We start from the raw sequence: 23,841 nt of genomic DNA on the forward strand, positions 1-23,841 counted from the left end.
CTCGACAAAGAACAAAACCCGGTACGCGTGGGCTCCACGCGTGGCGGGACCGTGAGCCGGACGACACGCCCGACCGCGGGTGTCGGACCACCCTCCTGGGCGGCCGGCACACAGAGGCAGAAATACTCGGTGCGGCCGTAAAAACAGGAAGCGGCCGAAGGGAGCGGAGAAACCCGGTGCCCACGATCCAGCAGCTGGTCCGCAAGGGCCGCCAGGCGAAGACGAGCAAGACGAAGACGCCGGCGCTGAAGGGAAGCCCTCAGCGGCGCGGCGTGTGCACGCGCGTGTACACCACTACCCCCAAGAAGCCGAACTCTGCGCTGCGCAAGGTCGCTCGTGTGAAGCTGAGCAGCCAGATCGAGGTGACGGCGTACATCCCGGGCGTCGGCCACAACCTCCAGGAGCACTCCATCGTGCTTGTGCGTGGCGGTCGAGTTAAGGACCTTCCGGGCGTCCGCTACAAGATCGTTCGTGGTTCGCTGGACACCCAGGGTGTCCGCAACCGCAAGCAGGCCCGCAGCCGTTACGGCGCGAAGAAGGAGAAGAGCTGACATGCCGCGTAAGGGACCCGCTCCGCGCCACCCTGTGGTCGCAGACCCGGTGTACAACTCCCCGCTGGTAACGCAGCTGGTCAACAAGATCCTGATCGGCGGCAAGCGTCAGCTCGCCGAGCGCATCGTCTACGGCGCTCTCGAGGGTGCTCGTGACAAGAGCGGTGGCACCGACCCGGTGGTCATCCTCAAGCGCGCCATGGACAACGTCAAGCCGACCCTCGAGGTCCGCAGCCGCCGTGTCGGTGGCGCGACCTACCAGGTTCCGGTCGAGGTCCGCACCCCGCGTCAGACCACCCTCGGTCTCCGCTGGCTGGTCCAGTACTCGAAGGCCCGCCGCGAGAAGACCATGATCGAGCGTCTCCAGAACGAGCTGCTCGACGCCAGCAACGGCCTCGGTGCTGCTGTCAAGCGGCGCGAGGACACTCACAAGATGGCGGAGTCCAACAAGGCCTTCGCGCACTACCGCTGGTAAGACCCTGCTGAGGCCCGGCATTCGCCGGGCCATCGGCAGTCGTACCGGTCCACGAGACGACGACGAAGAAAAGTAGGGATGGAAGTGGCCGCCGCAGACGCGCTCGCCAATGTTCGCAACATCGGCATCATGGCGCACATCGACGCTGGTAAGACCACGACGACTGAGCGCATCCTGTTCTACACCGGCATCACGTACAAGATCGGTGAAGTCCACGAGGGCGCTGCCGTCATGGACTGGATGGAGCAGGAGCAGGAACGCGGTATCACCATCACCTCCGCCGCCACCAAGTGCGAGTGGAAGGGTCACACGATCCAGATCATCGACACGCCCGGCCACGTCGACTTCACGGTCGAGGTCGAGCGGTCGCTGCGTGTGCTCGACGGCGCGGTTGCGGTCTACGACGGCGTCGCCGGCGTGGAGCCGCAGACTGAGAACGTCTGGCGCCAGGCGGACAAGTACAACGTCCCCCGGATGTGCTTCGTCAACAAGCTCGACCGGACCGGTGCCGACTTCTTCCGCTGCGTGCAGATGATGATCGACCGGCTGAACGCCACCCCGCTGGTCCTCCAGATCCCGATCGGGCTCGAGGGTGACCACATCGGCGTCGTCGACCTGATCGAGATGCGTGCCCTCACCTGGCGTGGTGAGACCCAGAAGGGTGAGGACTACGCCATCGAGGAGATCCCCGCGGATCTCGCCGAGCAGGCGGCCGAGTGGCGCGAGAAGCTCATCGAGACCCTCGCCGACGTCGACGACGCGGTGATGGAGAAGTACCTCGAGGGCGAAGAGGTGTCGGTCGACGAGATCAAGGCCGCCATCCGGCGCGCCACGATCGCCAGCAAGGCCAACCCGGTCCTCTGTGGCTCGGCCTTCAAGAACAAGGGCGTTCAGCCCATGCTCGACGCGGTCGTCGACTTCCTCCCGTCGCCGCTGGACATCCCGGCGATCGAGGGCACCGCGACCGACGGCGAGACGCCGCTGCTGCGCAAGCCGTCGAACAGCGAGCCCTTCTCGGCGCTGGCCTTCAAGATCCAGACCGACAAGCACCTCGGCAAGCTGACCTACGTCCGCGTCTACTCGGGCACGCTCGAGTCCGGTTCCCAGGTGGTCAACTCCACCAAGGACCGCAAGGAGCGGATCGGCAAGATCTACCAGATGCACGCGAACAAGCGTGAGGAGCGCGCCACCGCGCAGGCCGGCGACATCATCGCCGTCCAGGGTCTCAAGCAGACCACCACCGGTGACACGCTCAGCGACCCGGCGAACCCGGTCATCCTGGAGTCGATGACCTTCCCGGAGCCGGTCATCCAGGTCGCCATCGAGCCGAAGACCAAGTCGGACCAGGAGAAGCTGGGCACCGCGATCCAGCGTCTCGCCGAGGAGGACCCGACCTTCCGGGTCTTCAACGACGAGGAGACCGGCCAGACGATCATCGCCGGCATGGGCGAGCTCCACCTGGACATCCTGGTGGACCGCATGCGCCGCGAGTTCAACGTCGAGGCCAACATCGGCAAGCCGCAGGTGGCGTACCGCGAGACGATCCGCGGCACCGTGGAGAAGTACACGTACGTCCACAAGAAGCAGACCGGTGGCTCCGGCCAGTACGCGAAGGTCGTCGTCAACGTCGAGCCGCTGTCGCTCGAGGCTGACGGCCCCACGTACGAGTTCGTGAACGCGGTGACCGGTGGTCGCATCCCCAAGGAGTTCATCCCCTCGGTGGACGCGGGCGCGCAGGACTCCCTGCAGTACGGCGTTCTCGCCGGTTACCCGCTGGTCGGCGTGAAGTTCACGCTGGTCGACGGTCAGTACCACGAGGTCGACTCGTCCGAGATGGCCTTCAAGATCGCCGGCTCCATGGCGATGAAGGAAGTGGCCCGCAAGGCCGATCCCGCGCTGCTGGAGCCGATGATGTCCGTCGAGGTCACCACCCCTGAGGACAACATGGGTGACGTCATCGGCGACCTCAACTCCCGTCGTGGCATGATCCAGTCGATGGAGGAGCGTCACGGCGCTCGCGTCGTCAAGGCTCTGGTGCCGCTCTCGGAGATGTTCGGCTACGTCGGAGACCTTCGGTCGAAGACCGCCGGCCGGGCCAGCTACAGCATGCAGTTCGACTCCTACGCCGAGGTTCCGCAGAACGTGGCGAAGGAGATCATCGCTAAGGCCACCGGCGCCTGACGCGATGAGGCACGTGCGGTCCGTCGAGGACCGCACGTGCACGAGCAGTCGACAGAGTCCTGAGCGCCTTATCGGCGTGCCGGGCGAAAAGTAATGATCAGTCCACAGGAGGACACCAGTGGCGAAGGCGAAGTTCGAGCGGACTAAGCCGCACGTCAACATCGGCACCATTGGTCACATCGACCACGGTAAGACGACGCTGACTGCGGCCATCACGAAGGTCCTGCACGACGAGTACCCGGACCTCAACCCCTACACGCCGTTCGACGAGATCGACAAGGCGCCGGAGGAGAAGGCCCGCGGCATCACGATCTCGATCGCGCACGTCGAGTACCAGACCGCGTCGCGTCACTACGCGCACGTGGACTGCCCCGGCCACGCCGACTACATCAAGAACATGATCACCGGTGCCGCGCAGATGGACGGCGCGATCCTGGTGGTCGCCGCGACCGACGGCCCGATGCCGCAGACCAAGGAGCACGTGCTCCTGGCCCGCCAGGTCGGCGTTCCGTACATCGTCGTCGCCCTGAACAAGAGCGACATGGTCGAGGACGAGGAGCTCCTGGAGCTCGTCGAGCTCGAGGTTCGCGAGCTGCTCAGCACCTACGAGTTCCCGGGCGACGACCTGCCGGTCGTTCGCGTGTCGGCGCTCAAGGCCCTCGAGGGCGACCCGGAGTGGACCGGCAAGCTCCTCGAGCTGATGAACGCGGTCGACACCGCGATCCCGCAGCCCGAGCGTGAGACCGAGAAGCCGTTCCTCATGCCGATCGAGGACGTCTTCACGATCACCGGTCGTGGCACCGTGGTGACCGGTCGCGCCGAGCGCGGCATCCTCAAGCCGAACGAGGAGGTCGAGATCGTCGGTATCCGCGAGAAGTCGACCAAGACCGTTTGCACCGGCATCGAGATGTTCCGCAAGCTGCTCGACGAGGCCCGCGCGGGTGAGAACGTCGGTCTGCTGCTCCGCGGCATCAAGCGCGAGGACGTCGAGCGCGGCATGGTCGTTGTGAAGCCGGGCACCTCTACTCCTCACACGGAGTTCGAGGGCCAGGTCTACATCCTCTCGAAGGAGGAGGGCGGCCGTCACACGCCGTTCTTCCAGAACTACCGCCCGCAGTTCTACTTCCGTACCACGGACGTCACCGGCGTCGTCACGCTGCCCGAGGGCACCGAGATGGTCATGCCGGGCGACTCCACCTCCATGTCCGTGAAGCTGATCCAGCCGATCGCCATGGAGCAGGGCCTGAAGTTCGCGATCCGTGAGGGTGGCCGCACCGTCGGCGCCGGCACGGTCACGAAGATCAACGTTTAATTGACGGTCTGTTCACGGCGATGAGCCGTGAACGACCCTCATCGGTGACCCCGATTAGCATTGTCGGCGAGAATCCGGCATACTAGTCAGGTTGCGTCCGCGCGGGGTGGGTGGCTGCATGTCAGGCACCCACCCTCGCCGGGTGTCCGGGTGTGGTTTGTTTGCCGCCCGTCACCCTTAGATCCCCGTGATCGATCCGCTTCAGGTGACTGAGGCGGAATCAGAGTGCCCAGCATTCTGAAGCAAGGCGCGACACGCCCGACCGCGGGGGTCGGACAACGCAGGATCAACGGTCCTGCGGGCATGCGGAGGCCACCCGCTTTCGCACGTAGCGGCATCGAGAGAAGGAAACAGAAGCCACCATGGCGGGACAGAAGATCCGCATCCGGCTCAAGGCCTATGACCACGAGGTCGTCGACTCCTCGGCGCGGAAGATCGTCGAGACGGTGACGCGTACCGGGGCGCAGGTCGCGGGCCCGGTGCCGCTGCCCACGGAGATCAACCGTTTCTGCGTGATCCGTTCGCCGCACAAGTACAAGGACTCGCGCGAGCACTTCGAGATGCGCACGCACAAGCGTCTGATCGACATCATCGACCCGACTCCGAAGACGGTCGACTCGCTCATGCGCCTCGACCTGCCGGCTGGCGTCGACATCGAGATCAAGCTGTAGGGATCGCGACTAATGGACAGGCAAGTTAAGGGGATCCTGGGCGCCAAGCTCGGCATGACCCAGGTCTGGGACAACAACAAGGTCGTCCCGGTGACCGTGGTTCAGGCCGGCCCGTGCGTCGTGACCCAGGTCCGCACCGATGAGAAGGACGGCTACTCCGCTGTCCAGCTGGCGTACGGCTCGATCGACCCGCGTAAGGTCAACAAGCCTGAGGCCGGCCACTTCGCCAAGGCGAGTGTGTCGCCGCGGCGCCACCTCGTGGAGCTGCGCACCAACGACGCCGGCGAATACGAGCTCGGCCAGGAAGTCACCGTCGACGCCTTCGCTGCGGGCGCGGCCATCGACGTGACCGGCAAGACCAGGGGTAAGGGCTACGCCGGTGTCATGAAGCGGCACGGCTTCCACGGTCTTCGCGCCAGCCACGGTGTCGAGCGCAAGCACCGCTCGCCCGGCTCGATCGGCGCCTGCGCCACCCCCGGCCGCGTCTTCAAGGGCGTCCGGATGGCGGGCCGTATGGGTGGCCGTCGCTTCACCGTGCAGAACCTGACCATCCAGGCGGTCGACACCGAGCGCAACCTGATCCTGGTCAAGGGCGCGGTGCCCGGCCCCAAGGGCGCGCTGATCCTGGTTCGTACCGCGGCTAAGAAGGGCGGTGCCAAGTGAGCTCGGTTGACGTGATCAACGCTGAGGGCAACAAGGCCGGCTCGGTCGAGCTGCCGGGCAACGTCTTCGACGTTCAGGCGAACATCCCGCTGATGCACCAGGTCGTCGTGGCGCAGCTCGCCGCGGCCCGCCAGGGCACGGCGAAGGCGAAGACCCGCGGCGAGGTCGCCGGCGGCGGCAAGAAGCCGTACAAGCAGAAGGGCACCGGTCGCGCCCGTCAGGGCTCGATCCGCGCGCCGCAGTTCACCGGTGGTGGCGTCGTGCACGGCCCCGTGCCGCGCGACTACAGCCAGCGGACCCCCAAGAAGATGAAGGCCGCCGCGCTCCGTGGCGCCCTCTCGGACCGGGCCCGGGACGGCCGCGTGTTCGTCGTCGAGTCCTTCGTCACCGGCGAGAAGCCGTCGACCAAGGCCGCGATCACGACGCTGCGCAAGGTCGCCCAGACGACCAAGGTTCTCGTCGTCCTGGACAGCCAGGACGAGCTGAACTGGGTCTCGCTGCGTAACGAGCCGACCGTGCACCTCATCGAGGCCGGCCAGCTGAACACCTACGACGTGCTGGTCGCGGACGAGGTTGTCTTCACGAAGGTCGCGCTCGACGAGTTCCTGGGCGGTTCCGCCTCGACGTCCGAGGAGGGCGACAAGTGAGCACGATCGCCGACCCGCGCGACATCATCGTCGCCCCGGTGGTCTCCGAGAAGAGCTACAGCGTTCTCGACCAGAACTGGTACACGTTCCTCGTCCACCCGGACGCGAACAAGACCCAGATCAAGATCGCTGTCCAGCAGATCTTCAACGTCCGCGTGCTGTCCGTGAACACCGCGAACCGCGAGGGCAAGCGCAAGCGCACCCGCACCGGATGGGGCCAGCGCAAGGCCACCAAGCGCGCGATGGTGAAGCTGGCTGACGGGGACCGTATCGAGGCCTTCGGCGGCCCGGTCAGCTAAGGGGTTCATGAATCATGGCTATCCGTAAGTACAAGCCGACCACGCCGGGCCGTCGCGGCTCGAGCGTCGCCGACTTCGCTGAGATCACCCGGTCGACGCCGGAGAAGTCTCTGCTGGTTCCGCTGCCCAAGAAGGGCGGCCGCAACGTCCACGGCCGGATCACCACCCGGCACCAGGGCGGTGGCCACAAGCGCCAGTACCGGCTGATCGACTTCAAGCGGAACGACAAGGACGGCGTGCCGGCCAAGGTCGCTCACATCGAGTACGACCCCAACCGCACCGCTCGCATCGCGCTGCTCCACTACGCGGACGGCGAGAAGCGCTACATCGTGGCGCCGAAGGACCTCAAGCAGGGTGACCGGGTCGAGTCCGGCGTCGGCGCCGACATCAAGCCCGGCAACAACCTGCCCCTGCGCAACATCCCGGTCGGTACGACGGTCCACAACGTGGAGCTTCGTCCCGGCGGTGGCGCCAAGCTGGCCCGCTCGGCCGGCGTCGGCATCCAGCTGCTCGGTCGCGAGGGTGTGTACGCCACGCTGCGTATGCCCTCCGGCGAAATCCGTCGCGTCGACGTGCGCTGCCGCGCCACCGTCGGCGAGATCGGTAACGCCGACCAGTCGAACATCAACTGGGGCAAGGCTGGTCGTATGCGGTGGAAGGGCAAGCGCCCGACCGTCCGTGGTGTCGCCATGAACCCCGTCGACCACCCGCACGGTGGTGGTGAGGGTAAGACCTCGGGTGGTCGCCACCCGGTGAACCCGGCGGGTAAGCCTGAGGGCCGTACCCGTCGCAAGGGCCAGCCGAGCGACAAGCTGATCGTTCGCCGCCGCTACGCCACCCGCAAGCGCGGGTAACGGGAGTAGAAGATGCCTCGCAGCCTGAAGAAGGGCCCGTTCGTCGACGACCACCTCCTCAAGAAGGTGGAAGTCCAGAACGAGAAGAACTCGAAGAACGTCATCAAGACCTGGTCGCGGCGCTCGACGATCATCCCCGACATGCTCGGGCACACGATCGCCGTGCACGACGGGCGCAAGCACGTCCCGGTGTTCGTCACCGAGGCCATGGTCGGTCACAAGCTCGGCGAGTTCGCTCTGACCCGGACGTTCAAGGGTCACGAGAAGGACGACCGCAAGAGCCGTCGTCGCTAGTCAGTCCACGGATAAGAAAGGGGTTACAGCGATGCCAACGAAGAACGACGCTCCGGCGCTTCCGGGCTCTCGCGCAGTTGCGAAGCACGTCCGCATTTCGCCGAGCAAGGCACGCCGTGTCGTCAACCTCGTCCGCGGTCTGCCCGCGAAGGAGGCCCTGACGGTCCTGCAATTCGCGCCGCAGGCCGCGAGCGAGCAGGTTTACAAGGTGCTCGCCAGCGCCATCGCGAACGCCGAGAACAACGAGCGGCTCGATCCCGACGCACTCCTCGTGAGCGAGGCGTTCGTCGACGAGGGTCCCACTCTCAAGCGTTTCCGCCCGCGGGCGCAGGGCCGGGCGTACCGGATCCGTAAGCGCACGTGTCACATCACCATCGCGGTCGAGGCGGTCCAGGCGGCCCGCCCGGCGAAGAAGGCCGCTGCCAAGAAGGCGGCGCCGAAGGCCGAGTCCCAGAGCACGGAGGGTGCCGAGTAATGGGTCAGAAGGTTCACCCCACCGGGTTCCGCCTCGGCATCTCCACCGACTGGAAGAGCCGCTGGTTCGCGGACAAGCTCTACAAGGACTACATCGGCGAGGACGTCAAGATCCGCCGCATGATGTCCAAGGGCCTCGAGCGCGCCGGCATCTCCAAGGTGGACATCGAGCGGACCCGCGACCGGGTGCGTGTCGACATCCACACCGCCCGGCCGGGCATCGTCATCGGCCGTAAGGGTGCGGAGGCCGACCGGATCCGCGGCGAGCTCGAGAAGCTCACCGGCAAGCAGGTCCAGCTGAACATCCTCGAGGTGAAGAACCCCGAGTCGGACGCTCAGCTCGTGGCGCAGGGCGTCGCCGAGCAGCTGTCCAGCCGGGTCAGCTTCCGCCGGGCGATGCGCAAGGCCATGCAGTCGGCCATGAAGAACCCGATCTGCAAGGGCATCCGGGTGCAGGTCTCCGGCCGTCTCGGCGGCGCGGAGATGAGCCGCACGGAGTTCTACCGTGAGGGTCGCGTTCCGCTGCACACGCTCCGCGCCAACATCGAGTACGGCTTCTTCGAGGCCCGTACCACGTTCGGCCGGATCGGCGTGAAGGTCTGGATCTACAAGGGCGACGCCGTTCCGGGTCGCGAGGTCGTCACCGAGGCGCCGGCGCGTCCGCGTCGTGACCGCGCCGACCGTCCCGAGCGTCCGCGTCGTGGCCGTTCCGGCTCGTCCGGCACGACCGCGGGCGGCACGGAGGCGGGCCGGGCTGCTGCCCAGTCGCGCGTCTCCGACGGTGACAACGCGAACGATGCGGCTGTTGCCGCGGCTCCGGCCGTGGCCGAGACGCAGCAGGAGGGCTGACACATGCTGATGCCGCGTAAGCCCCCGAAGGGCTTCCGCAAGCCGCACCACCCGGACCGCAGTGGCGCGTCCAAGGGCGGCAACCGGGTCGTCTTCGGTGAGTTCGGTATCCAGGCGCTGGAGCCCGCGTACGTGACCAACCGGCAGATCGAGTCGGCGCGTATCGCGATGACCCGTCACATCAAGCGTGGCGGCAAGGTCTGGATCTCGATCTTCCCGGACCAGGCACTGACCAAGAAGCCGGCCGAAACCCGCATGGGTTCCGGTAAGGGTTCTCCCGAGTGGTGGGTGGCGAACGTCAAGCCGGGTCGCATCCTCTTCGAGATGTCGTTCCCGAACGAGACGATCGCGCGTGAGGCGATGCGCCGCGCGATCCACAAGCTCCCGATGAAGTGCCGCATCGTGACACGCGAAGTGGGTGAAAGCTGATGGCAGCGGGCGTTAAGGCAGCCGAGCTCCGCGAACTCTCCGAAGAGGAGCTGGTTTCGCGGCTGCGGGAGGCCAAGGCGGAGCTGTTCAACCTTCGTGTGCAGCGCGCGACCGGGCAGCTCGACAATCACCGTCGGCTGCAGGTCGTCCGCAAGGACATCGCGAAGATCTACACGATCATGCGTGAGCGTGAGCTGGGGCTCTCGGTTGCGCCGGATGAGGTGACAGCATGAGTGAGAGCACAGCTGCACCGCGCGCTCAGCGCAAGGTGCGTGAGGGTCTCGTGGTCAGCGACAAGATGGACAAGACCGTCGTGGTCGAGGTCGAGGACCGGGTCAAGCACGCGCTGTACGGCAAGGTCATCCGCCGTACCCGCAAGCTGAAGGTGCACGACGAGCAGAACGCGGCCGGCATCGGCGACCGGGTTCTGATGATGGAGACCCGCCCGCTGTCCGCCACCAAGCGCTGGCGGATCGTGGAGATCCTCGAAAAGGCCAAGTGAGTGCGCTGGGCCGGCTCCGGCCGGCCCAGCGGACCATGGTTCCGCCAAGCTTCGGGCATACGTCCCGGAGAACTGGCAGACATAGGAGACAGACGTGATCCAGCAGGAGTCGCGACTGCGCGTCGCCGACAACACGGGTGCCCGGGAAATCCTGTGCATCCGCGTACTCGGCGGCTCCGGTCGCCGTTACGCGAGCATCGGCGACGTCATCGTGGCCACGGTCAAGGACGCCATCCCGGGCGCCGGTGTGAAGAAGGGTGACGTCGTCAAGGCGGTCATCGTTCGCACCGCCAAGGAGAAGCGCCGTCCCGACGGCTCGTACATCCGCTTCGACGAGAACGCCGCCGTCATCATCAAGGACGGCGGGGACCCCCGCGGCACCCGCATCTTCGGCCCGGTCGGGCGCGAGCTGCGCGACAAGCGGTTCATGAAGATCATCAGCCTGGCGCCGGAGGTGCTCTGACCGTGAAGATCAAGAAGGGCGACACGGTCGTCGTCATCGCCGGCAAGGACAAGGGTGCCAAGGGCAAGGTCATCGCGGCCTTCCCGCGGCAGGACAAGGTCCTGGTCGAGGGCGTCAACCGGATCAAGAAGCACGAGCGCATCCGCACCAACCAGCGGGGCTCGAAGACCGGTGGCATCGTCACTCAGGAAGCCCCCATCCACATCTCGAACGTGCAGGTGCTGGACGACCAGGGCAAGCCGACCCGGATCGGTTACCGGATCGACGAGAACGGCACCAAGGTCCGCATCGCGCGTACGACCGGTAAGGAACTCTGATGACTGCCGCCACCGAGACCAAGACGCTGCCGCGCCTCAAGACCAAGTACCGGTCTGAGGTCGTGCCGGCCATCAACGAGCAGTTCAAGTACGGCAACCCCATGCAGATCCCCGGCCTGGTCAAGGTCGTCGTGAACATGGGTGTCGGCGAGGCCGCTCGTGACGCCAAGCTGATCGACGGCGCGGTGCGGGATCTGACCACGATCACCGGTCAGAAGCCGCTGGTTCGCCGGGCGACCAAGTCGATCGCGCAGTTCAAGCTGCGCGAGGGCATGCCGATCGGCGCGAAGGTCACCCTTCGCGGCGACCGGATGTGGGAGTTCCTGGACCGGCTGCTCTCGATTTCGCTGCCGCGTATCCGTGACTTCCGCGGCCTCGACGGTCGGAAGCTCGACGGCCACGGCAACTACACCTTCGGTCTGACCGAGCAGTCGGTGTTCCACGAGATCGACCAGGACCGGATCGATCGTCCGCGGGGCATGGACATCACGGTGGTCACCACCGCGAAGACCGACGACGAGGGCCGGGCGCTTCTCAAGCTCCTGGGCTTCCCGTTCAAGGAGAACTGAGCATGGCGAAGAAGGCCCTGATCCTGAAGGCTGCCGCGAAGCCCAAGTTCGCTGTGCGTGCCTACACCCGCTGCCAGAAGTGCGGTCGCCCGCACTCGGTGTACCGCAAGTTCGGCCTCTGCCGGGTCTGCGTGCGGGACATGGCCCACCGTGGTGAACTGCCCGGCGTGTCCAAGGCCAGCTGGTAACCCATCCAACCGCCCCGCCCGCCGCTCGTCAGCGGAGTAGTGGCTGGGTTTGTGCAACACCGCTTCGCCGTAGGCCCGCCCGCGGGAACCCCGGCGAGAAAGGTTGACGAATACCCATGACGATGACGGACCCGATCGCAGACATGCTCACGCGTCTGCGTAACGCCAACCAGGCGTACCACGACAAGGTGACGATGCCCTACTCGAAGATCAAGGCGAACATCGCCGAGGTCCTCAAGGCTGAGGGTTACATCGCCTCGTGGACGTCTGAGGAGCCCGAGGAGGGCGCGGTCGGCAAGCGTCTGGTCGTTGAGCTCAAGTACGGCCAGAACCGTGAGCGCAGCCTCGCCGGCATCAAGCGCGTCTCGAAGCCCGGCCTGCGGGTTTACGCCAAGTCCGACGAGCTTCCCCGCGTGCTCGGTGGTCTCGGTGTCGCGATCATTTCGACGTCCCAGGGACTGCTGACCGACAAGCAGGCCCGCAAGCGGAGCGTTGGCGGGGAAGTCCTCGCCTTCGTCTGGTAACTGGAGACTTTGATATGTCGCGAATCGGACGTAAGTCGATCCCGGTCCCGGCCGGAGTCGACGTCACCATCTCGGGCCAGACCGTGAAGGTCAAGGGCCCCAAGGGCGAGCTGTCGCACACCGTCGCCGAGCCCATCACGGTCTCGCAGGACGGCGGAGAGCTGCACGTCAACCGCCCCAACGACGAGCGCAAGGCCAAGGAGCTCCACGGCCTCTCGCGTACCCTCGTCGCCAACATGATCGTCGGTGTCACCGAGGGCTACAAGAAGGTCCTCGAGATCAACGGCACCGGTTACCGCGTCACCGCCAAGGGCAAGGACCTGGAGTTCGCTCTCGGTTTCTCGCACCCGGTGAACGTCGTGCCGCCGGCGGGCATCAGCTTCTCCGTGGAGAAGCCGACGCAGTTCACCGTCACCGGCATCGACAAGCAGCTGGTGGGCGAGGTCGCCGCGAACATCCGCAAGATCCGCCCGCCGGAGCCCTACAAGGGCAAGGGCGTCAAGTACCAGGGCGAGGTCATCCGCCGCAAGGCTGGAAAGGCAGGTAAGAAGTGACCGCCACGCTGCTCAAGCGCCGCAACGGCGGCGGGGTCTCCGCCGCGCGTGCCGTTGGCAAGGCGCGTCGGCACTTCCGGGTCCGCAAGAACGTTCGCGGCACTGCCGAGCGTCCCCGTCTGGTCGTCACCCGGTCCACGCGGCACATCACCGCGCAGATCATCGACGACCTCAAGGGCCACACGCTGGTCTCGGCGTCCACGCTCGACAGCTCGATCCGTGGTGGCGAGGGCGCCAAGAGCGACCTGGCCGGCAAGGTCGGCGCGCTCCTGGGCGAGCGGGCCAAGGCCGCGGGCATTTCCAAGGTCGTCTTCGACCGCGGTGGCAACAAGTACGCGGGCCGGATCGCCGCGCTTGCGGACGCCGCCCGCGAAGCCGGACTCGAGTTCTAGGAGGAATTGACCAATGCCTGGTCAGCAGCGCCGAGGCGGCGGGTCCGGCGGTAACACCGAGGGTGGCAACCGCCGGGACAACCGTCGCGAAGGCGGCCGCGGAAACGCGCCCGTCGAGAAGACCCCGCACCTCGAGCGGGTCGTCGCGATCAACCGTGTCGCGAAGGTCGTCAAGGGTGGTCGTCGCTTCAGCTTCACCGCCCTGGTGATCGTCGGAGACGGTGACGGCACCGTCGGTATCGGCTACGGAAAGGCCAAGGAGGTGCCCGCGGCGATCGCCAAGGGCGTCGAGGAGGCCAAGAAGCACTTCTTCAAGGTCCCGCGGATCGGTGCGACCATCCCGCACCCGATCACCGGCGAGGCCGCCGCGGGTGTCGTCCTGCTCAAGCCGGCTTCCGCTGGTACCGGTGTTATCGCCGGTGGCCCGGTGCGTGCCGTTCTGGAGTGCGCCGGCATTCACGACATCCTCTCGAAGAGCCTCGGCTCTTCGAACCCGATCAACATCGTGCACGCGACCGTGGCTGCTCTGAAGGGCCTCGAGTCGCCGGAGATGGTCGCGGCTCGCCGTGGTCTCCCGGTCGAGGACGTGGCGCCGGCTGCGATGCTGGCGGCGCGTGCGGAAGCGGCGGTGCGCTGATGGCACGCTTGAAGGTCACCCAGGTCCGGTCCGGTATCGGCCGTAAGCAGAACCAGCGGGACTCCCTGCGGTCGCTCGGCCTCAAGCGGATCAACGACGTGGTGGTCAAGGAGGACCGCCCCGAGATTCGGGGCATGATCTTCGCGGTGAACCACCTCGTGAGTGTTGAGGAGGTCGAGTAATGGCGATCAAGGTTCACCACCTGCGTCCGGCGCCCGGTGCCAAGACCGCGAAGACCCGTGTGGGTCGCGGTGAGGGCTCCAAGGGCAAGACCGCCGGTCGCGGTACCAAGGGCACCGGAGCCCGCAAGAACACTCCGGCTTCGTTTGAGGGTGGGCAGATGCCTATCCACATGCGCCTGCCGAAGATGAAGGGCCTCCGGAACAAGCCGCGCAACAAGGTCGTGTTCCAGGTCGTGAACCTGGACCGCCTCGCCGAGCTGTTCCCGAACGGCGGCGAGGTCGGCCCGGCCGAGCTCGTCGAGGCCGGCGCGGTCCGCAAGGGCCACCAGGTCAAGGTTCTGGGCTCGGGCGAGCTGGGCAACGTGTCGCTGACCATCTCGGCGCACGCGTTCAGCGAGTCGGCCAAGGAGAAGATCGCTGCCGCCGGTGGTTCCGTCACCGAGCTGTAGTAGTTAGTACGGCGAGAGGCCGTGGCATCGGATTCGTCCGGCGCCGCGGCCTCTTTCGCGTTGAAGGGCTCTGAACCGTCCTGTGAGCCGTCGGCTACGGCGGGGAGCGAACGGAACACAGCCGTAACATCTGGTGCGCTCAGGGACGTTCTGAGCGGCTTCCGCTGGAGTAGTGTGAAACCGGCTGGGAACGGGTGACCGGCCAAGGTGGAGCACGCCCGCTTCGACCATGAACCCGGACAGTTGTGTTGTACTGGGGCATCGGAGAGTGCGACGCCGGTGGTTGAGTTCTCGGCGTTGCTGATACAGTGCTCCGCTGGCGGCCTCTACGGCTGCCCAATGATGTGTGCCCGAACTTCCGGGATAACGCAACCCAGAGTGTGGCGACCACGCAGGAGGATCAGTTGTTGTCCGCCTTCTCGAGCGCGCTTCGGACGCCTGACCTGCGGAAGAAGCTACTCTTTACGGTAGCGATTATCGCGATCTACCGTCTCGGTGCCACATTGCCCAGCCCCGGTGTGTCCTACGCCAACGTGAAGGCCTGTCTGGCCCTCACCGAGGCATCCGGCAACGGCGTGCTGAACCTGCTCAACCTCTTCTCCGGCGGCGCGCTGCTGCAGCTGTCGGTCTTCGCGCTGGGCATCATGCCCTACATCACGGCGTCGATCATCCTGCAGCTGCTCACGGTCGTGATCCCGCGACTCGAGCAGCTCCGCAAGGAGGGTCAGACCGGCCAGGCGAAGATCACGCAGTACACCCGCTACCTGACGCTGGGCCTCGCGGTCCTGCAGGCGTCGGCGTTCGTGGCCCTGGCCCGTACCGGCCAGCTCTTCGGCAACGTCTGCGACCAGGACAACCCGGCGTACCAGATCATCCCCGAGGACACCGGCATCCCGATGTGGCTGACGCTGACCGTCCTGGTGATGACGATGACCGCCGGCACCGGCGTGGTCATGTGGCTGGGCGAGCTCATCACCGACCGCGGCGTCGGCAACGGCATGTCCGTCCTGATCTTCACCTCGATCGCCGCCCGCCTCCCCGGTGAGGGCTGGACGATCAAGACCTCCAGCGGCACCGGCAAGTTCCTGCTGGTGATCGGCCTGGTCCTGGTCATCATCGCGCTCGTGGTCTTCATCGAGCAGGCACAGCGCCGGATCCCGGTGCAGTACGCCAAGCGCATGATCGGCCGGCGGATGTACGGCGGCACCTCCACCTACATCCCGCTCAAGGTCAACCAGGCTGGTGTCGTTCCGGTCATCTTCGGGTCCTCGCTGCTCTACCTGCCGCAGCTGTACCTGCAGTTCTTCGACCAGAACAACCTCAAGGGCTACCAGATCTGGATCCAGAACAACCTGGCGGATCCGACCAGCCCGATCTACATCGGCCTCTACTTCCTGCTGATCATCTTCTTCACGTACTTCTACGTGTCGATCACGTTCAACCCGACTGAGGTCGCGGAGAACATGAAGAAGTACGGTGGTTTCGTTCCGGGTATCCGCCCGGGCAAGCCGACCGCCGACTACCTGGACTTCATCCTCAGCCGTATCACGCTGCCGGGCGCGCTCTACCTGGCCATGATCTCGGTTCTGCCGAACTTCTTCTTCATCTGGCTGAACCAGCAGCAGTACCAGAACTTCCCGTTCGGTGGTACCGCGGTGCTGATCATGGTGGGTGTGGGTCTGGAGACGGTCAAGCAGATCGAGAGCCAGCTCATGCAGCGGAACTACGAAGGGTTCCTCCGGTAGTGGGGACGCGGGGCCGGGGGGCTCTGGCGTCGCCGGTGGGCGTGGTTCTTCCTTCCCGAAGCGAGGCGATGTAGGTGCGGCTGGTACTGGTGGGCCCTCCGGGGGCCGGCAAGGGGACCCAGGCTGAGTTCATCGCCGCCCATCTCGCCGTACCGAAGATCTCTACCGGGGACATCTTCCGGGCCAACGTGTCGCAGGGGACGCCGCTCGGCGTCGAGGCCAAGCGATACATGGACGCCGGGCAGCTGGTGCCGGACGAGGTGACCATCAACATGGTGCGCGACCGGCTCGCCGAGCCGGACGCGTCCGACGGCTTCCTGCTGGACGGTTTCCCGCGGACGGTGCCGCAGGCTCAGGCGCTGGACAAGCTCCTCGCCGACCTGGGCACCGCGCTGGACATCGTGATGGAGCTCGTGGTCGACGACGACGAGGTCATCCGCCGGCTCTCGGGCCGGCGGACCTGCCGTGGTTGCGGGAAGATCTGGCACGTCGAGTTCGACCCGACGAGCAAGGACAACATCTGCGACCGCTGCGGCAGCGAGCTGTTCCAGCGCGACGACGACAAGGCCGAGACCATCGCGAACCGCCTCGTGGAGTACGCGGACAAGACCGCGCCCCTGGTGGACTTCTACGGAGCACAGGGCAAGCTCGTGGGCATCGACGCGACGGGCCCGGTGGAGGACGTCACCGTGCGCGCGATCGACGCTCTGCGTTCCTACGGCGGCTGAGATGGCGCGTAACGAACAGAGCATCCAGCTGAAGTCGCTGGAGCAGATCGAACTGATGCGCGCCGCCGGCCTGGTCGTGGCGGCCGCTCTCGACGCCATGCGTGACGCGGTGGCGCCGGGTGTCTCGACCGCCGATCTGGACGCGATCGCCGAGAAGGTGATCCGTGACGCCGGGGCGATCCCGTCGTTCAAGGGCTACCACGGCTTCCCCGCCTCGATCTGCGCCTCGGTCAACGAGCAGGTGGTGCACGGCATCCCGAGCGCCGAGCAGGTCCTGCGCGAGGGCGACCTGATCTCGCTCGACTGCGGCGCCATCCTGGAGGGCTGGCACGGCGACTCGGCGATCACGGTCGGCGTCGGCGAGACCGATCCGGCGCTGCTGCGGATGGCCGAGGTCGCGGAGGACGCGATGTGGGCCGGGATCGCCGCGGCGGCCCGGGGTGTCGCGAACGGCCGGGGCCGGCTCACCGATATCTCGTTCAACATCGAGAAGGTGATCCGTAAGGCCGGGCGGTACGGGATCGTCGACGGTTACGGCGGCCACGGCATCGGCACCGAGATGCACCAGGATCCGCACGTGCTCAACCACGGCAAGCCGGGCCGGGGCGTCAAGGTGATCCCGGGCATGGCCCTCGCCATCGAGCCGATGATCACCATGGGTTCGCCGCGCACCGTGGAGCTGGACGACGGCTGGACCGTGGTGACCCGGGACGGGTCCCGCGCCGCGCACGTCGAGCACACGATGGCCCTGCTGGACGACGGCGTCTGGGTGACGACGGCCGTCGACGGTGGCCGGGCCCGCCTGGGCGAGCTCGTGACCGCCCGCCAGCCGTAGCCCGTTTCTGACGGTGGTCCGGGTGGACCCCGGCTGGCATGCTGGGGTTCATGGGGCGCGATGAGATGCGGGCGGGCGACGCCGATCGGCAGAAGGTCGCGGATCAGCTGAAGGCGGCGCTCGACGAAGGCCGGCTGGACCTCGGTGAATACGACGAGCGCATCCAGAAAGCCTATGGCGCCCGTACGTACGGGGATCTCGACCCGCTCTTGATCGATCTTCCGGGCACCATCCCGGTGCAGAAGTCGCAGATCCAGCCCGCCCAGGCGGCCCATCCGGTGGCGCCGGGGACGGCCGAGCACGGCAGGAACGGCGTCAAGCCGGCGATCAGCCTCTTCCTCCTCTGCACGATCATCTGGGGCATCACCAGCCTCGCTTCCGGTGAGGCCTACTACTTCTGGCCGGTCTGGGTTCTGATCCCGGTGGCCTTCGCGATCCTGGCCCGTCTCGGTCGTGGTGACAAACGACGCGAAGAACGGGACAACGGCCGTTCCTGAGGCGATAAAGTCGTACATGTCCGGTACAGACACGCCCGACCCCGGGTTGCGGAACCCTCGGTTTGTCGTCCCTGTAACGGGCGCGTAGACTGGCTTGCTGGCGCGCAGCGTCGACTCTCCCATGTCCTCAGCGCTTCGAGGACGGGGGAGCCGCGGCTGGTCCGGGCCCGTGAAAAGGCCCGGAAACGACGTTGCAAAGCCTGCCCCAGAACCCGATGTCAGGTAGCGGAGGACATGCCTAAGAAAGACGGAGCCATCGAGATCGAAGGCCGAGTGATCGAGCCCCTGCCGAACGCAATGTTCCGCGTGGAGCTCGCCAATGGTCACAAGGTCCTGGCACACATCTCCGGCAAGATGCGGCAGCACTACATCCGCATTCTTCCCGAGGACAGGGTCGTCGTCGAACTCTCGCCGTACGACCTGACCCGTGGGCGCATCGTCTACCGCTACAAGTAAGCAGCGGGTCGCGGGGTTTTCTATCCCGTCTGACTGAGAGTTAAGGCAAACCGTGAAGGTCAAGCCGAGCGTCAAGCGGATCTGCAACAACTGCCGGGTCATCCGGCGGCACGGCCGGGTCATGGTCATCTGCAGCACCGACCCGCGCCACAAGCAGCGTCAGGGCTGATTTCAGCCTCGTCGCAGGATCCGCACCACCGAACAAGCTCGTCCAGCCGCGAAGCATTCGCATGAGCGGCTACACCCCCGGTCGGAGGCCGGGGCCCGCCTGGGCAGGCGGGATCGGACGGGCACAGACCTCCGAGAGAACTCTGAGGAGCAAGCCCACTTATGGCTCGTCTCGTCGGCGTTGATCTCCCCCGCGAGAAGCGGATGGAGATCGCGCTTACTTACATCTTCGGCATCGGTCGCACCCGTGCCGTCGAGGCACTGACTGCTACCGCGATTGACCTGAACAAGCGCGCCAAGGACCTCACGGACGAGGAGCTGGTCCAGCTCCGCGACTACATCGAGGCCAACTTCAAGGTTGAGGGTGACCTTCGCCGCGAGGTCGCCGCGGACATCCGCCGCAAGGTTGAGATCGGTTGCTACGCCGGCATCCGCCACCGCAAGGGCCTGCCCGTGCGGGGTCAGCGGACCCGGACCAACGCTCGTACCCGCAAGGGTCCGAAGCGCACGGTCGCCGGTAAGAAGAAGCCCGGTCGGAAGTAATAGGAGCGCACTGACTTATGCCACCGAAGGCACGCGCAGGGGCCGCAGTCAAGAAGGTCCGGCGCAAGGAACGCAAGAACGTCGCCCACGGGCAGGCGCACATCAAGAGCACCTTCAACAACACCATCGTGTCGATCACCGACCCGACCGGTGCTGTGATCTCCTGGGCCTCTTCCGGCCAGGTGGGCTTCAAGGGCTCCCGCAAGTCGACCCCCTTCGCCGCGCAGCTGGCCGCCGAGGCCGCCGCGCGTCGTGCCATGGAGCACGGCATGCGCAAGGTCGACGTCTTCGTCAAGGGTCCCGGTTCCGGCCGGGAGACCGCGATCCGTTCGCTGCAGGCCGCCGGCCTCGAGGTCGGGCAGATCTCCGACGTCACGCCGCAGCCGCACAACGGTTGCCGTCCGCCGAAGCGTCGTCGGGTCTAGGGGGAACTGACTGATGGCTCGTTACACCGGTGCGGACTGCAAGCGCTGCCGCCGCGAAAAGATGAAGCTGTTCCTCAAGGGCAGCAAGTGCGATGGGCCGAAGTGCCCGTTCGAGTCGCGTCCCTTCCCGCCCGGCCAGCACGGCCGCGGTCGGACCAAGGAGACGGAATACCTGCTTCAGCACCGTGAGAAGCAGAAGGCCCGTCGCGCGTACGGCGTCCTCGAGAAGCAGTTCCGTGGCTACTACGAGGAAGCCGTCAAGAAGCCGGGCAAGACCGGTGAGGTCCTCCTGCAGATCCTCGAGACGCGTCTCGACAACGTCGTCTACCGGGCCGGCTACGCGCCGTCCCGTGACGCCGGTCGGCAGCTGGTCAAGCACGGTCACTTCCTGGTGAACGGTTCCAAGGTCGACATCCCGTCGTACCGGGTCAAGGAACACGACATCGTCACCGTGCGTGAGAAGTCGAAGGAAATGACCCCGTTCGTCGTGGCGCAGGCCCAGGCCGGCTCCCGCCCCGTTCCGGCGTGGCTCGAGCCGATCCCGGCCGAGATGAAGATCCTGATCCACTCGATCCCGGCCCGCGCTGTCATCGACACGCAGGTCCAGGAGCAGCTGATCGTGGAGCTTTACTCCAAGTAACACAGATGCCCGGCGTCTCTCGAGGCGCCGGGCTATCCGATGGCCATCAAATAGTGGGTGGCCTGACAGAAAGAAGAACAGCGTGCTCATCAGCCAGCGGCCGACCCTCTCGGAGGAGTCGCTCAGCGAGACCCGCTCCCGGTTCACCATCGAGCCTCTGGAGCCGGGCTTCGGCTACACCCTCGGTAACTCGCTTCGCCGGACCCTGCTGTCGTCCATCCCGGGCGCGGCGGTCACCAGCATCAAGATCGACGGCGTGCTGCACGAGTTCACCACGATCCCCGGTGTCAAGGAGGACGTGGTCGAGCTGGTCATGAACGTCAAGGAACTGACCGTCAGCTCCGAGCACGACGAGCCGGTCAGCATGTACCTGCGCAAGCAGGGCCCCGGTGACGTGACCGCCGGCGACATCCAGCCCCCGGCTGGTGTCTCCGTGCACAACCCCGACCTGAAGCTGGCCACGCTCAACAGCAAGGGCCGGCTCGACATGGAGCTCACCGTCGAGCGGGGCCGTGGCTACGTCACGGCGGCGCAGAACAAGAGCGCCGGCGCTGAGATCGGCCGCATCCCGGTCGACTCGATCTACTCGCCGGTTCTCAAGGTGACCTACCGCGTCGAGGCGACCCGTGTCGAGCAGCGCACCGACTTCGACCGTCTGATCATCGACGTCGAGTCGAAGGCGTCGATCTCGCCGCGGACCGCGCTGGCCTCGGCCGGCTCGACCCTCGTCGAGCTGTTCGGCCTGTGCCGGGAGCTGGACGAGACCGCCGAGGGTATCGACATCGGCCCGTCGCCGCAGGATGCTCAGCTGGCCGCCGATCTGGCTCTGCCGATCGAGGAGCTGGACCTCACCGTCCGGTCGTACAACTGCCTCAAGCGCGAGGGCATCAATAGCGTGGGCGAGTTGATAGGGCGTACGGAGGCTGACCTTCTGGACATCCGGAACTTCGGCCAGAAGTCGATCGACGAGGTCAAGATGAAGCTCGCCGGAATGGGCCTGGGGCTGAAGGACAGCGCGCCGTCCTTCGACCCGGCGCACGTCGTGGACTCGTTCGGCGACGTGGATTACGACACCGACGACTACCGCGAGACCGAGCAGCTGTAATCCTGGCTGCCGCGCCATAACCAAGGAGCATCGGAAATGCCCACGCCCACCAAGGGTGCCCGCCTCGGCGGCAGCCCGGCACACGAGAAGCTCATCCTGGCCAACCTGGCCACCGAGCTCTTCCGGCACGGGAAGATCAAGACCACCGAGACGAAGGCCAAGCGGCTGCGTCCGCTGGCCGAGCAGCTCATCACGAAGGCCAAGCGCGGCGACCTGCACGCCCGTCGCCGGGTTCTGACCGTCGTGAAGGACAAGGACGTCGTGTACGCCCTGTTCGAGCAGATCGCTCCGCGGTACACCAACCGTCCCGGTGGCTACACCCGGATCACCAAGACCGGTCCCCGCAAGGGCGACGCCGCTCCGATGGCCGTCATCGAGCTGGTCGAGGAGCTGCAGGTCGCGGCCACCACCGCGCCGTCGAAGTCGGCCCGCAAGGCCGCCGCGCAGCAGGACAAGGTCGAGGCGCTCGCGCCCGAGGCCGAGGCCCCGAAGGCCGCCCCGGCCGCCGAGGAGGCTGACCAGGACGCTGAGGCTCCGGTCAACGCTTCCGGCGACAAGGGCGCCGAGGGCCCCGGCAACCAGGCCGAGGGCGACGACACCAAGGCCTGAGTTCCACGTTGAAAGGCCCGGTGCCCATTCTGGGTGCCGGGCCTTTCGCTTTCTCTTCGGTACGGGTGAACGAGAGCTCATGAGTGATCAGGTCCGGCTACGCCTGGACGTTTCCTACGACGGCGCCGACTTCTCCGGATGGGCCGTGCAGCCCCGCCGGCGCACGGTGGCCGGCGTCCTCACCGAGGCCCTGGGCCGGCTCGTCGGACCGGACACTCCTCTCGGGCTCACGGTTGCCGGGCGTACCGACGCGGGGGTGCACGCGACCGGCCAGGTCTGTCACATCGACCTCCCGGCCGACGACTGGGAGCGCCTCTCCGGTTCGCTGGTGCGCCGGCTCGGAGCCCTGATGCCGCCGGACGCCCGGGTTCGTGCCGTCGTCCCGGTCCCGGACACCTTCGACGCCCGTTTCTCGGCGACGTTCCGCCGCTACGAGTACCGCGTCACCGACGACCCGTGGGGCCCGGAGCCGCTGCGCCGCTACGACACCCTCGGCTGGATGCGCCCGCTCGACCTGGACCGCCTGAACGCCGCCGCGGCCGGCCTGCTCGGCGAGCACGACTTCGCCGCCTTCTGCAAGCGCAAGGAACACGCCACCACGATCCGCGCGATCGGCCGCCTCGACTGGCGCCGCGACCCGGACCGCACGCTGGTGGCGACCGTCCAGGCGGACGCCTTCTGCCAGGCGATGGTCCGTAGCCTGGTGGGCGCCATGCTCTTCGTCGGCGACGGCCGCCGCGAGCCGGAGTGGCCGGCCCGGCTGCTCACCCTGCGCGAGCGGTCCAGCGAGGTGACGGTGGCGGCGGCACACGGGCTGACGCTGGTGGCGGTGGGCTACGCCGACGAGGCCGACTACGCGGCCCGAGCCGACGCGACCCGACGCCTGCGCGCCTGAGGTCAGCGGCCGGTGAGGGCCGCGGTCAGGTGGGTGTCCAGGACTTCGGTCATCATCCGGGTCACCGCCGGGTCGTCGGTGGGTACGAGCTCGCCGGTGGGGCTCAGGATCACGCAGTAGAGCAGGTAACGGTCGTGGGTACGCCAGGCGATCGGGGTGCCGGGGGCCGCCGTGGCGCCGCTCAGGACCGCGAAACCACCGTCGCCGGTCTCCACCAGCTCGCGGACACGCTCGCCGACCGCTGTGGCGCTCTCCACGTCCGGGAGGGTGAGGACACCGGCGGTCACCCGGTAGTCGGCGTAGGGCACGGTGAGGGAGGCGCGGATCGCCTGCGAGCAGGCGTACCCCTGAAGCACTGACCGCAGGCCACCGGTGACCGCGACCGGGCAATCGGCCTCGACCCGCGTCTCGCCCACCCGGAAGAGGGTCGCCTGATCGGGGAAGACCTCCGTTGCGGTCAGTGGCGTGCCGGATGCGGCACGTGGCGTGGTGGCCGGTGGAGTGCCGTCGTCGGCGACGATGAGCACGGTCAGCATGACGACGATGCCGAGCACGATGAGCGCGGCGAGGGCATGGGTGAGAAGCCGGGCGGCCTGGTAGGGCTCGCGCCTGAGGTGCCGTTGCCTGCGAGGTCGTGGGGTGCGATGCTGCCCGGCCGGACCCGGGAACGGTCTCACGACCAGGGCGTGGGCGGAGCGCGTCGGGGTGGCGTACCGCAT

Annotated in this window: 38 protein-coding genes; 37 read left to right on the plus strand and 1 reads right to left on the minus strand. The window is 66.8% G+C overall.

The window, feature by feature from the left end; all coding sequences use genetic code 11:
- Window positions 1–176 precede the first annotated feature (176 nt).
- The 37 genes from rpsL to truA all read left to right on the plus strand — a co-directional run bounded on the left by rpsL (window position 177) and on the right by truA (window position 23,122).
- Window positions 177–551 (plus strand): 30S ribosomal protein S12, encoded by a 375-nt coding sequence (gene rpsL, locus EP757_RS13425; RefSeq protein WP_014440718.1) that lies wholly within the window; start codon window positions 177–179, stop codon window positions 549–551.
- Window position 552: 1 nt separating this feature from the next.
- Window positions 553–1,026 carry a 30S ribosomal protein S7 gene (gene rpsG, locus EP757_RS13430; protein ID WP_127545760.1) on the plus strand — a complete coding sequence of 158 codons (474 nt, stop codon included), beginning with the start codon at window positions 553–555 and terminating at the stop codon, window positions 1,024–1,026.
- Window positions 1,027–1,110: 84 nt separating this feature from the next.
- Entirely contained in the window at window positions 1,111–3,207 is a 2,097-nt protein-coding gene (gene fusA, locus EP757_RS13435) for an elongation factor G (RefSeq protein WP_127545764.1), read from the plus strand.
- 118 nt (window positions 3,208–3,325) lie between these two features.
- Window positions 3,326–4,519: an elongation factor Tu gene (gene tuf / locus EP757_RS13440; RefSeq protein ID WP_127545767.1), complete on the plus strand. Its 1,194-nt coding sequence runs from the start codon at window positions 3,326–3,328 to the stop codon at window positions 4,517–4,519.
- A 362-nt stretch (window positions 4,520–4,881) separates the two neighbouring features.
- The gene (rpsJ, locus tag EP757_RS13445) at window positions 4,882–5,190 is read left to right on the plus strand and encodes a 30S ribosomal protein S10 (RefSeq protein WP_007073037.1); all 309 of its coding nucleotides are present in this window, start codon (window positions 4,882–4,884) and stop codon (window positions 5,188–5,190) included.
- Between the two features lie 12 nt (window positions 5,191–5,202).
- Window positions 5,203–5,853: a 50S ribosomal protein L3 gene (gene rplC / locus EP757_RS13450; protein ID WP_127545771.1), complete on the plus strand. Its 651-nt coding sequence runs from the start codon at window positions 5,203–5,205 to the stop codon at window positions 5,851–5,853.
- The gene (rplD, locus tag EP757_RS13455) at window positions 5,850–6,500 is read left to right on the plus strand and encodes a 50S ribosomal protein L4 (RefSeq protein WP_127545774.1); all 651 of its coding nucleotides are present in this window, start codon (window positions 5,850–5,852) and stop codon (window positions 6,498–6,500) included. Before rplC ends, rplD begins: the two co-directional genes overlap by 4 nt.
- On the plus strand, window positions 6,497–6,799 hold the full coding sequence (gene rplW, locus EP757_RS13460; RefSeq protein WP_127545777.1) for a 50S ribosomal protein L23: 303 nt from the start codon (window positions 6,497–6,499) through the stop codon (window positions 6,797–6,799). The genes rplD and rplW overlap by 4 nt, the downstream gene beginning before the upstream one ends.
- Before the next feature lie 14 nt (window positions 6,800–6,813).
- Window positions 6,814–7,653, plus strand: a complete 840-nt coding sequence (gene rplB / locus EP757_RS13465) for a 50S ribosomal protein L2 (protein WP_127545780.1) — start codon at window positions 6,814–6,816, stop codon at window positions 7,651–7,653.
- A 12-nt stretch (window positions 7,654–7,665) separates the two neighbouring features.
- Window positions 7,666–7,947, plus strand: a complete 282-nt coding sequence (gene rpsS / locus EP757_RS13470; RefSeq protein WP_014687760.1) for a 30S ribosomal protein S19 — start codon at window positions 7,666–7,668, stop codon at window positions 7,945–7,947.
- A 31-nt stretch (window positions 7,948–7,978) separates the two neighbouring features.
- A complete protein-coding gene (gene rplV / locus EP757_RS13475) occupies window positions 7,979–8,422 on the plus strand; it encodes a 50S ribosomal protein L22 (RefSeq protein ID WP_127545783.1) in 444 nt (147 codons plus the stop codon).
- Complete coding sequence (gene rpsC, locus EP757_RS13480; protein ID WP_127545786.1) at window positions 8,422–9,270, plus strand: 30S ribosomal protein S3; 849 nt, start codon at window positions 8,422–8,424, stop codon at window positions 9,268–9,270. The genes rplV and rpsC overlap by 1 nt, the downstream gene beginning before the upstream one ends.
- Window positions 9,271–9,273: 3 nt before the next feature.
- Window positions 9,274–9,699 carry a 50S ribosomal protein L16 gene (gene rplP, locus EP757_RS13485; protein ID WP_127545789.1) on the plus strand — a complete coding sequence of 142 codons (426 nt, stop codon included), beginning with the start codon at window positions 9,274–9,276 and terminating at the stop codon, window positions 9,697–9,699.
- A complete protein-coding gene (gene rpmC / locus EP757_RS13490; RefSeq protein ID WP_014440730.1) occupies window positions 9,699–9,932 on the plus strand; it encodes a 50S ribosomal protein L29 in 234 nt (77 codons plus the stop codon). The genes rplP and rpmC overlap by 1 nt, the downstream gene beginning before the upstream one ends.
- Window positions 9,929–10,201 carry a 30S ribosomal protein S17 gene (gene rpsQ / locus EP757_RS13495; protein WP_127545792.1) on the plus strand — a complete coding sequence of 91 codons (273 nt, stop codon included), beginning with the start codon at window positions 9,929–9,931 and terminating at the stop codon, window positions 10,199–10,201. Before rpmC ends, rpsQ begins: the two co-directional genes overlap by 4 nt.
- Before the next feature lie 94 nt (window positions 10,202–10,295).
- Entirely contained in the window at window positions 10,296–10,664 is a 369-nt protein-coding gene (rplN, locus tag EP757_RS13500; protein ID WP_015619002.1) for a 50S ribosomal protein L14, read from the plus strand.
- Entirely contained in the window at window positions 10,661–10,981 is a 321-nt protein-coding gene (gene rplX / locus EP757_RS13505) for a 50S ribosomal protein L24 (RefSeq protein ID WP_127545795.1), read from the plus strand. The genes rplN and rplX overlap by 4 nt, the downstream gene beginning before the upstream one ends.
- Entirely contained in the window at window positions 10,981–11,550 is a 570-nt protein-coding gene (gene rplE / locus EP757_RS13510; protein ID WP_127545798.1) for a 50S ribosomal protein L5, read from the plus strand. Before rplX ends, rplE begins: the two co-directional genes overlap by 1 nt.
- 2 nt (window positions 11,551–11,552) lie before the next feature.
- The gene (locus EP757_RS13515) at window positions 11,553–11,738 is read left to right on the plus strand and encodes a type Z 30S ribosomal protein S14 (RefSeq protein ID WP_020513598.1); all 186 of its coding nucleotides are present in this window, start codon (window positions 11,553–11,555) and stop codon (window positions 11,736–11,738) included.
- Window positions 11,739–11,854: 116 nt separating this feature from the next.
- Entirely contained in the window at window positions 11,855–12,262 is a 408-nt protein-coding gene (gene rpsH / locus EP757_RS13520; RefSeq protein ID WP_014440735.1) for a 30S ribosomal protein S8, read from the plus strand.
- Between the two features lie 14 nt (window positions 12,263–12,276).
- Window positions 12,277–12,816 (plus strand): 50S ribosomal protein L6, encoded by a 540-nt coding sequence (gene rplF / locus EP757_RS13525; protein WP_127545801.1) that lies wholly within the window; start codon window positions 12,277–12,279, stop codon window positions 12,814–12,816.
- 8 nt (window positions 12,817–12,824) lie between these two features.
- Window positions 12,825–13,208, plus strand: a complete 384-nt coding sequence (rplR, locus tag EP757_RS13530; RefSeq protein ID WP_127554226.1) for a 50S ribosomal protein L18 — start codon at window positions 12,825–12,827, stop codon at window positions 13,206–13,208.
- Between the two features lie 13 nt (window positions 13,209–13,221).
- Window positions 13,222–13,845, plus strand: a complete 624-nt coding sequence (rpsE, locus tag EP757_RS13535; RefSeq protein WP_111648495.1) for a 30S ribosomal protein S5 — start codon at window positions 13,222–13,224, stop codon at window positions 13,843–13,845.
- Window positions 13,845–14,027 (plus strand): 50S ribosomal protein L30, encoded by a 183-nt coding sequence (gene rpmD / locus EP757_RS13540; protein WP_014440739.1) that lies wholly within the window; start codon window positions 13,845–13,847, stop codon window positions 14,025–14,027. The genes rpsE and rpmD overlap by 1 nt, the downstream gene beginning before the upstream one ends.
- Window positions 14,027–14,476, plus strand: coding sequence for a 50S ribosomal protein L15 (rplO, locus tag EP757_RS13545; protein WP_127545804.1), 450 nt, complete (start codon window positions 14,027–14,029; stop codon window positions 14,474–14,476). The genes rpmD and rplO overlap by 1 nt, the downstream gene beginning before the upstream one ends.
- Window positions 14,477–14,880: 404 nt before the next feature.
- Window positions 14,881–16,221, plus strand: coding sequence for a preprotein translocase subunit SecY (secY, locus tag EP757_RS13550; protein WP_127545806.1), 1,341 nt, complete (start codon window positions 14,881–14,883; stop codon window positions 16,219–16,221).
- Window positions 16,222–16,295: 74 nt separating this feature from the next.
- Window positions 16,296–16,949 carry an adenylate kinase gene (locus EP757_RS13555; RefSeq protein ID WP_127545809.1) on the plus strand — a complete coding sequence of 218 codons (654 nt, stop codon included), beginning with the start codon at window positions 16,296–16,298 and terminating at the stop codon, window positions 16,947–16,949.
- A gap of 1 nt (window position 16,950) precedes the next feature.
- Window positions 16,951–17,784 (plus strand): type I methionyl aminopeptidase, encoded by an 834-nt coding sequence (gene map / locus EP757_RS13560; RefSeq protein WP_127545812.1) that lies wholly within the window; start codon window positions 16,951–16,953, stop codon window positions 17,782–17,784.
- A gap of 50 nt (window positions 17,785–17,834) precedes the next feature.
- The gene (locus EP757_RS13565; protein WP_232050497.1) at window positions 17,835–18,281 is read left to right on the plus strand and encodes a DUF1707 domain-containing protein; all 447 of its coding nucleotides are present in this window, start codon (window positions 17,835–17,837) and stop codon (window positions 18,279–18,281) included.
- 234 nt (window positions 18,282–18,515) lie between these two features.
- Complete coding sequence (gene infA / locus EP757_RS13570) at window positions 18,516–18,737, plus strand: translation initiation factor IF-1 (protein ID WP_007073013.1); 222 nt, start codon at window positions 18,516–18,518, stop codon at window positions 18,735–18,737.
- A 52-nt stretch (window positions 18,738–18,789) separates the two neighbouring features.
- A complete protein-coding gene (gene rpmJ / locus EP757_RS13575; RefSeq protein WP_014440745.1) occupies window positions 18,790–18,906 on the plus strand; it encodes a 50S ribosomal protein L36 in 117 nt (38 codons plus the stop codon).
- Between the two features lie 161 nt (window positions 18,907–19,067).
- Window positions 19,068–19,448 (plus strand): 30S ribosomal protein S13, encoded by a 381-nt coding sequence (gene rpsM / locus EP757_RS13580; protein WP_127545815.1) that lies wholly within the window; start codon window positions 19,068–19,070, stop codon window positions 19,446–19,448.
- A gap of 17 nt (window positions 19,449–19,465) precedes the next feature.
- On the plus strand, window positions 19,466–19,873 hold the full coding sequence (rpsK, locus tag EP757_RS13585; RefSeq protein ID WP_014440747.1) for a 30S ribosomal protein S11: 408 nt from the start codon (window positions 19,466–19,468) through the stop codon (window positions 19,871–19,873).
- A gap of 13 nt (window positions 19,874–19,886) precedes the next feature.
- Window positions 19,887–20,513, plus strand: coding sequence for a 30S ribosomal protein S4 (gene rpsD / locus EP757_RS13590; protein WP_127545818.1), 627 nt, complete (start codon window positions 19,887–19,889; stop codon window positions 20,511–20,513).
- Between the two features lie 82 nt (window positions 20,514–20,595).
- The gene (locus EP757_RS13595) at window positions 20,596–21,618 is read left to right on the plus strand and encodes a DNA-directed RNA polymerase subunit alpha (protein WP_014440749.1); all 1,023 of its coding nucleotides are present in this window, start codon (window positions 20,596–20,598) and stop codon (window positions 21,616–21,618) included.
- Window positions 21,619–21,654: 36 nt separating this feature from the next.
- Entirely contained in the window at window positions 21,655–22,227 is a 573-nt protein-coding gene (gene rplQ, locus EP757_RS13600) for a 50S ribosomal protein L17 (RefSeq protein WP_127545821.1), read from the plus strand.
- Window positions 22,228–22,306: 79 nt separating this feature from the next.
- The gene (gene truA, locus EP757_RS13605) at window positions 22,307–23,122 is read left to right on the plus strand and encodes a tRNA pseudouridine(38-40) synthase TruA (RefSeq protein WP_127545823.1); all 816 of its coding nucleotides are present in this window, start codon (window positions 22,307–22,309) and stop codon (window positions 23,120–23,122) included.
- Between the two features lie 2 nt (window positions 23,123–23,124).
- Here the strand turns inward: truA and EP757_RS13610 are convergent, their stop codons facing one another.
- Window positions 23,125–23,841, minus strand: coding sequence for a hypothetical protein (locus tag EP757_RS13610; protein ID WP_127545826.1), 717 nt, complete (start codon window positions 23,839–23,841; stop codon window positions 23,125–23,127).

Source organism: Actinoplanes sp. OR16, assembly GCF_004001265.1.
Lineage (GTDB): Bacteria > Actinomycetota > Actinomycetes > Mycobacteriales > Micromonosporaceae > Actinoplanes.

What these genes read in the sequence shown, in the direction of transcription:
- rpsG (WP_127545760.1), top strand. Translation starts at nt 553, where the DNA reads ATGCCGCGTAAGGGACCCGCTCCGCGCCACCCTGTGGTCGCAGACCCG.
- rpsJ (WP_007073037.1), top strand. Translation starts at nt 4,882, where the DNA reads ATGGCGGGACAGAAGATCCGCATCCGGCTCAAGGCCTATGACCACGAG.
- rplC (WP_127545771.1), top strand. Translation starts at nt 5,203, where the DNA reads ATGGACAGGCAAGTTAAGGGGATCCTGGGCGCCAAGCTCGGCATGACC.
- rplB (WP_127545780.1), top strand. Translation starts at nt 6,814, where the DNA reads ATGGCTATCCGTAAGTACAAGCCGACCACGCCGGGCCGTCGCGGCTCG.
- rpsS (WP_014687760.1), top strand. Translation starts at nt 7,666, where the DNA reads ATGCCTCGCAGCCTGAAGAAGGGCCCGTTCGTCGACGACCACCTCCTC.
- rplV (WP_127545783.1), top strand. Translation starts at nt 7,979, where the DNA reads ATGCCAACGAAGAACGACGCTCCGGCGCTTCCGGGCTCTCGCGCAGTT.
- rpsC (WP_127545786.1), top strand. Translation starts at nt 8,422, where the DNA reads ATGGGTCAGAAGGTTCACCCCACCGGGTTCCGCCTCGGCATCTCCACC.
- rplP (WP_127545789.1), top strand. Translation starts at nt 9,274, where the DNA reads ATGCTGATGCCGCGTAAGCCCCCGAAGGGCTTCCGCAAGCCGCACCAC.
- rpmC (WP_014440730.1), top strand. Translation starts at nt 9,699, where the DNA reads ATGGCAGCGGGCGTTAAGGCAGCCGAGCTCCGCGAACTCTCCGAAGAG.
- rpsQ (WP_127545792.1), top strand. Translation starts at nt 9,929, where the DNA reads ATGAGTGAGAGCACAGCTGCACCGCGCGCTCAGCGCAAGGTGCGTGAG.
- rplE (WP_127545798.1), top strand. Translation starts at nt 10,981, where the DNA reads ATGACTGCCGCCACCGAGACCAAGACGCTGCCGCGCCTCAAGACCAAG.
- EP757_RS13515 (WP_020513598.1), top strand. Translation starts at nt 11,553, where the DNA reads ATGGCGAAGAAGGCCCTGATCCTGAAGGCTGCCGCGAAGCCCAAGTTC.
- rpsH (WP_014440735.1), top strand. Translation starts at nt 11,855, where the DNA reads ATGACGATGACGGACCCGATCGCAGACATGCTCACGCGTCTGCGTAAC.
- rplF (WP_127545801.1), top strand. Translation starts at nt 12,277, where the DNA reads ATGTCGCGAATCGGACGTAAGTCGATCCCGGTCCCGGCCGGAGTCGAC.
- rpsE (WP_111648495.1), top strand. Translation starts at nt 13,222, where the DNA reads ATGCCTGGTCAGCAGCGCCGAGGCGGCGGGTCCGGCGGTAACACCGAG.
- rpmD (WP_014440739.1), top strand. Translation starts at nt 13,845, where the DNA reads ATGGCACGCTTGAAGGTCACCCAGGTCCGGTCCGGTATCGGCCGTAAG.
- rplO (WP_127545804.1), top strand. Translation starts at nt 14,027, where the DNA reads ATGGCGATCAAGGTTCACCACCTGCGTCCGGCGCCCGGTGCCAAGACC.
- map (WP_127545812.1), top strand. Translation starts at nt 16,951, where the DNA reads ATGGCGCGTAACGAACAGAGCATCCAGCTGAAGTCGCTGGAGCAGATC.
- EP757_RS13565 (WP_232050497.1), top strand. Translation starts at nt 17,835, where the DNA reads ATGGGGCGCGATGAGATGCGGGCGGGCGACGCCGATCGGCAGAAGGTC.
- infA (WP_007073013.1), top strand. Translation starts at nt 18,516, where the DNA reads ATGCCTAAGAAAGACGGAGCCATCGAGATCGAAGGCCGAGTGATCGAG.
- rpsM (WP_127545815.1), top strand. Translation starts at nt 19,068, where the DNA reads ATGGCTCGTCTCGTCGGCGTTGATCTCCCCCGCGAGAAGCGGATGGAG.
- rpsK (WP_014440747.1), top strand. Translation starts at nt 19,466, where the DNA reads ATGCCACCGAAGGCACGCGCAGGGGCCGCAGTCAAGAAGGTCCGGCGC.
- rpsD (WP_127545818.1), top strand. Translation starts at nt 19,887, where the DNA reads ATGGCTCGTTACACCGGTGCGGACTGCAAGCGCTGCCGCCGCGAAAAG.
- rplQ (WP_127545821.1), top strand. Translation starts at nt 21,655, where the DNA reads ATGCCCACGCCCACCAAGGGTGCCCGCCTCGGCGGCAGCCCGGCACAC.
- truA (WP_127545823.1), top strand. Translation starts at nt 22,307, where the DNA reads ATGAGTGATCAGGTCCGGCTACGCCTGGACGTTTCCTACGACGGCGCC.
- EP757_RS13610 (WP_127545826.1), bottom strand. Translation starts at nt 23,841, where the DNA reads ATGCGGTACGCCACCCCGACGCGCTCCGCCCACGCCCTGGTCGTGAGA.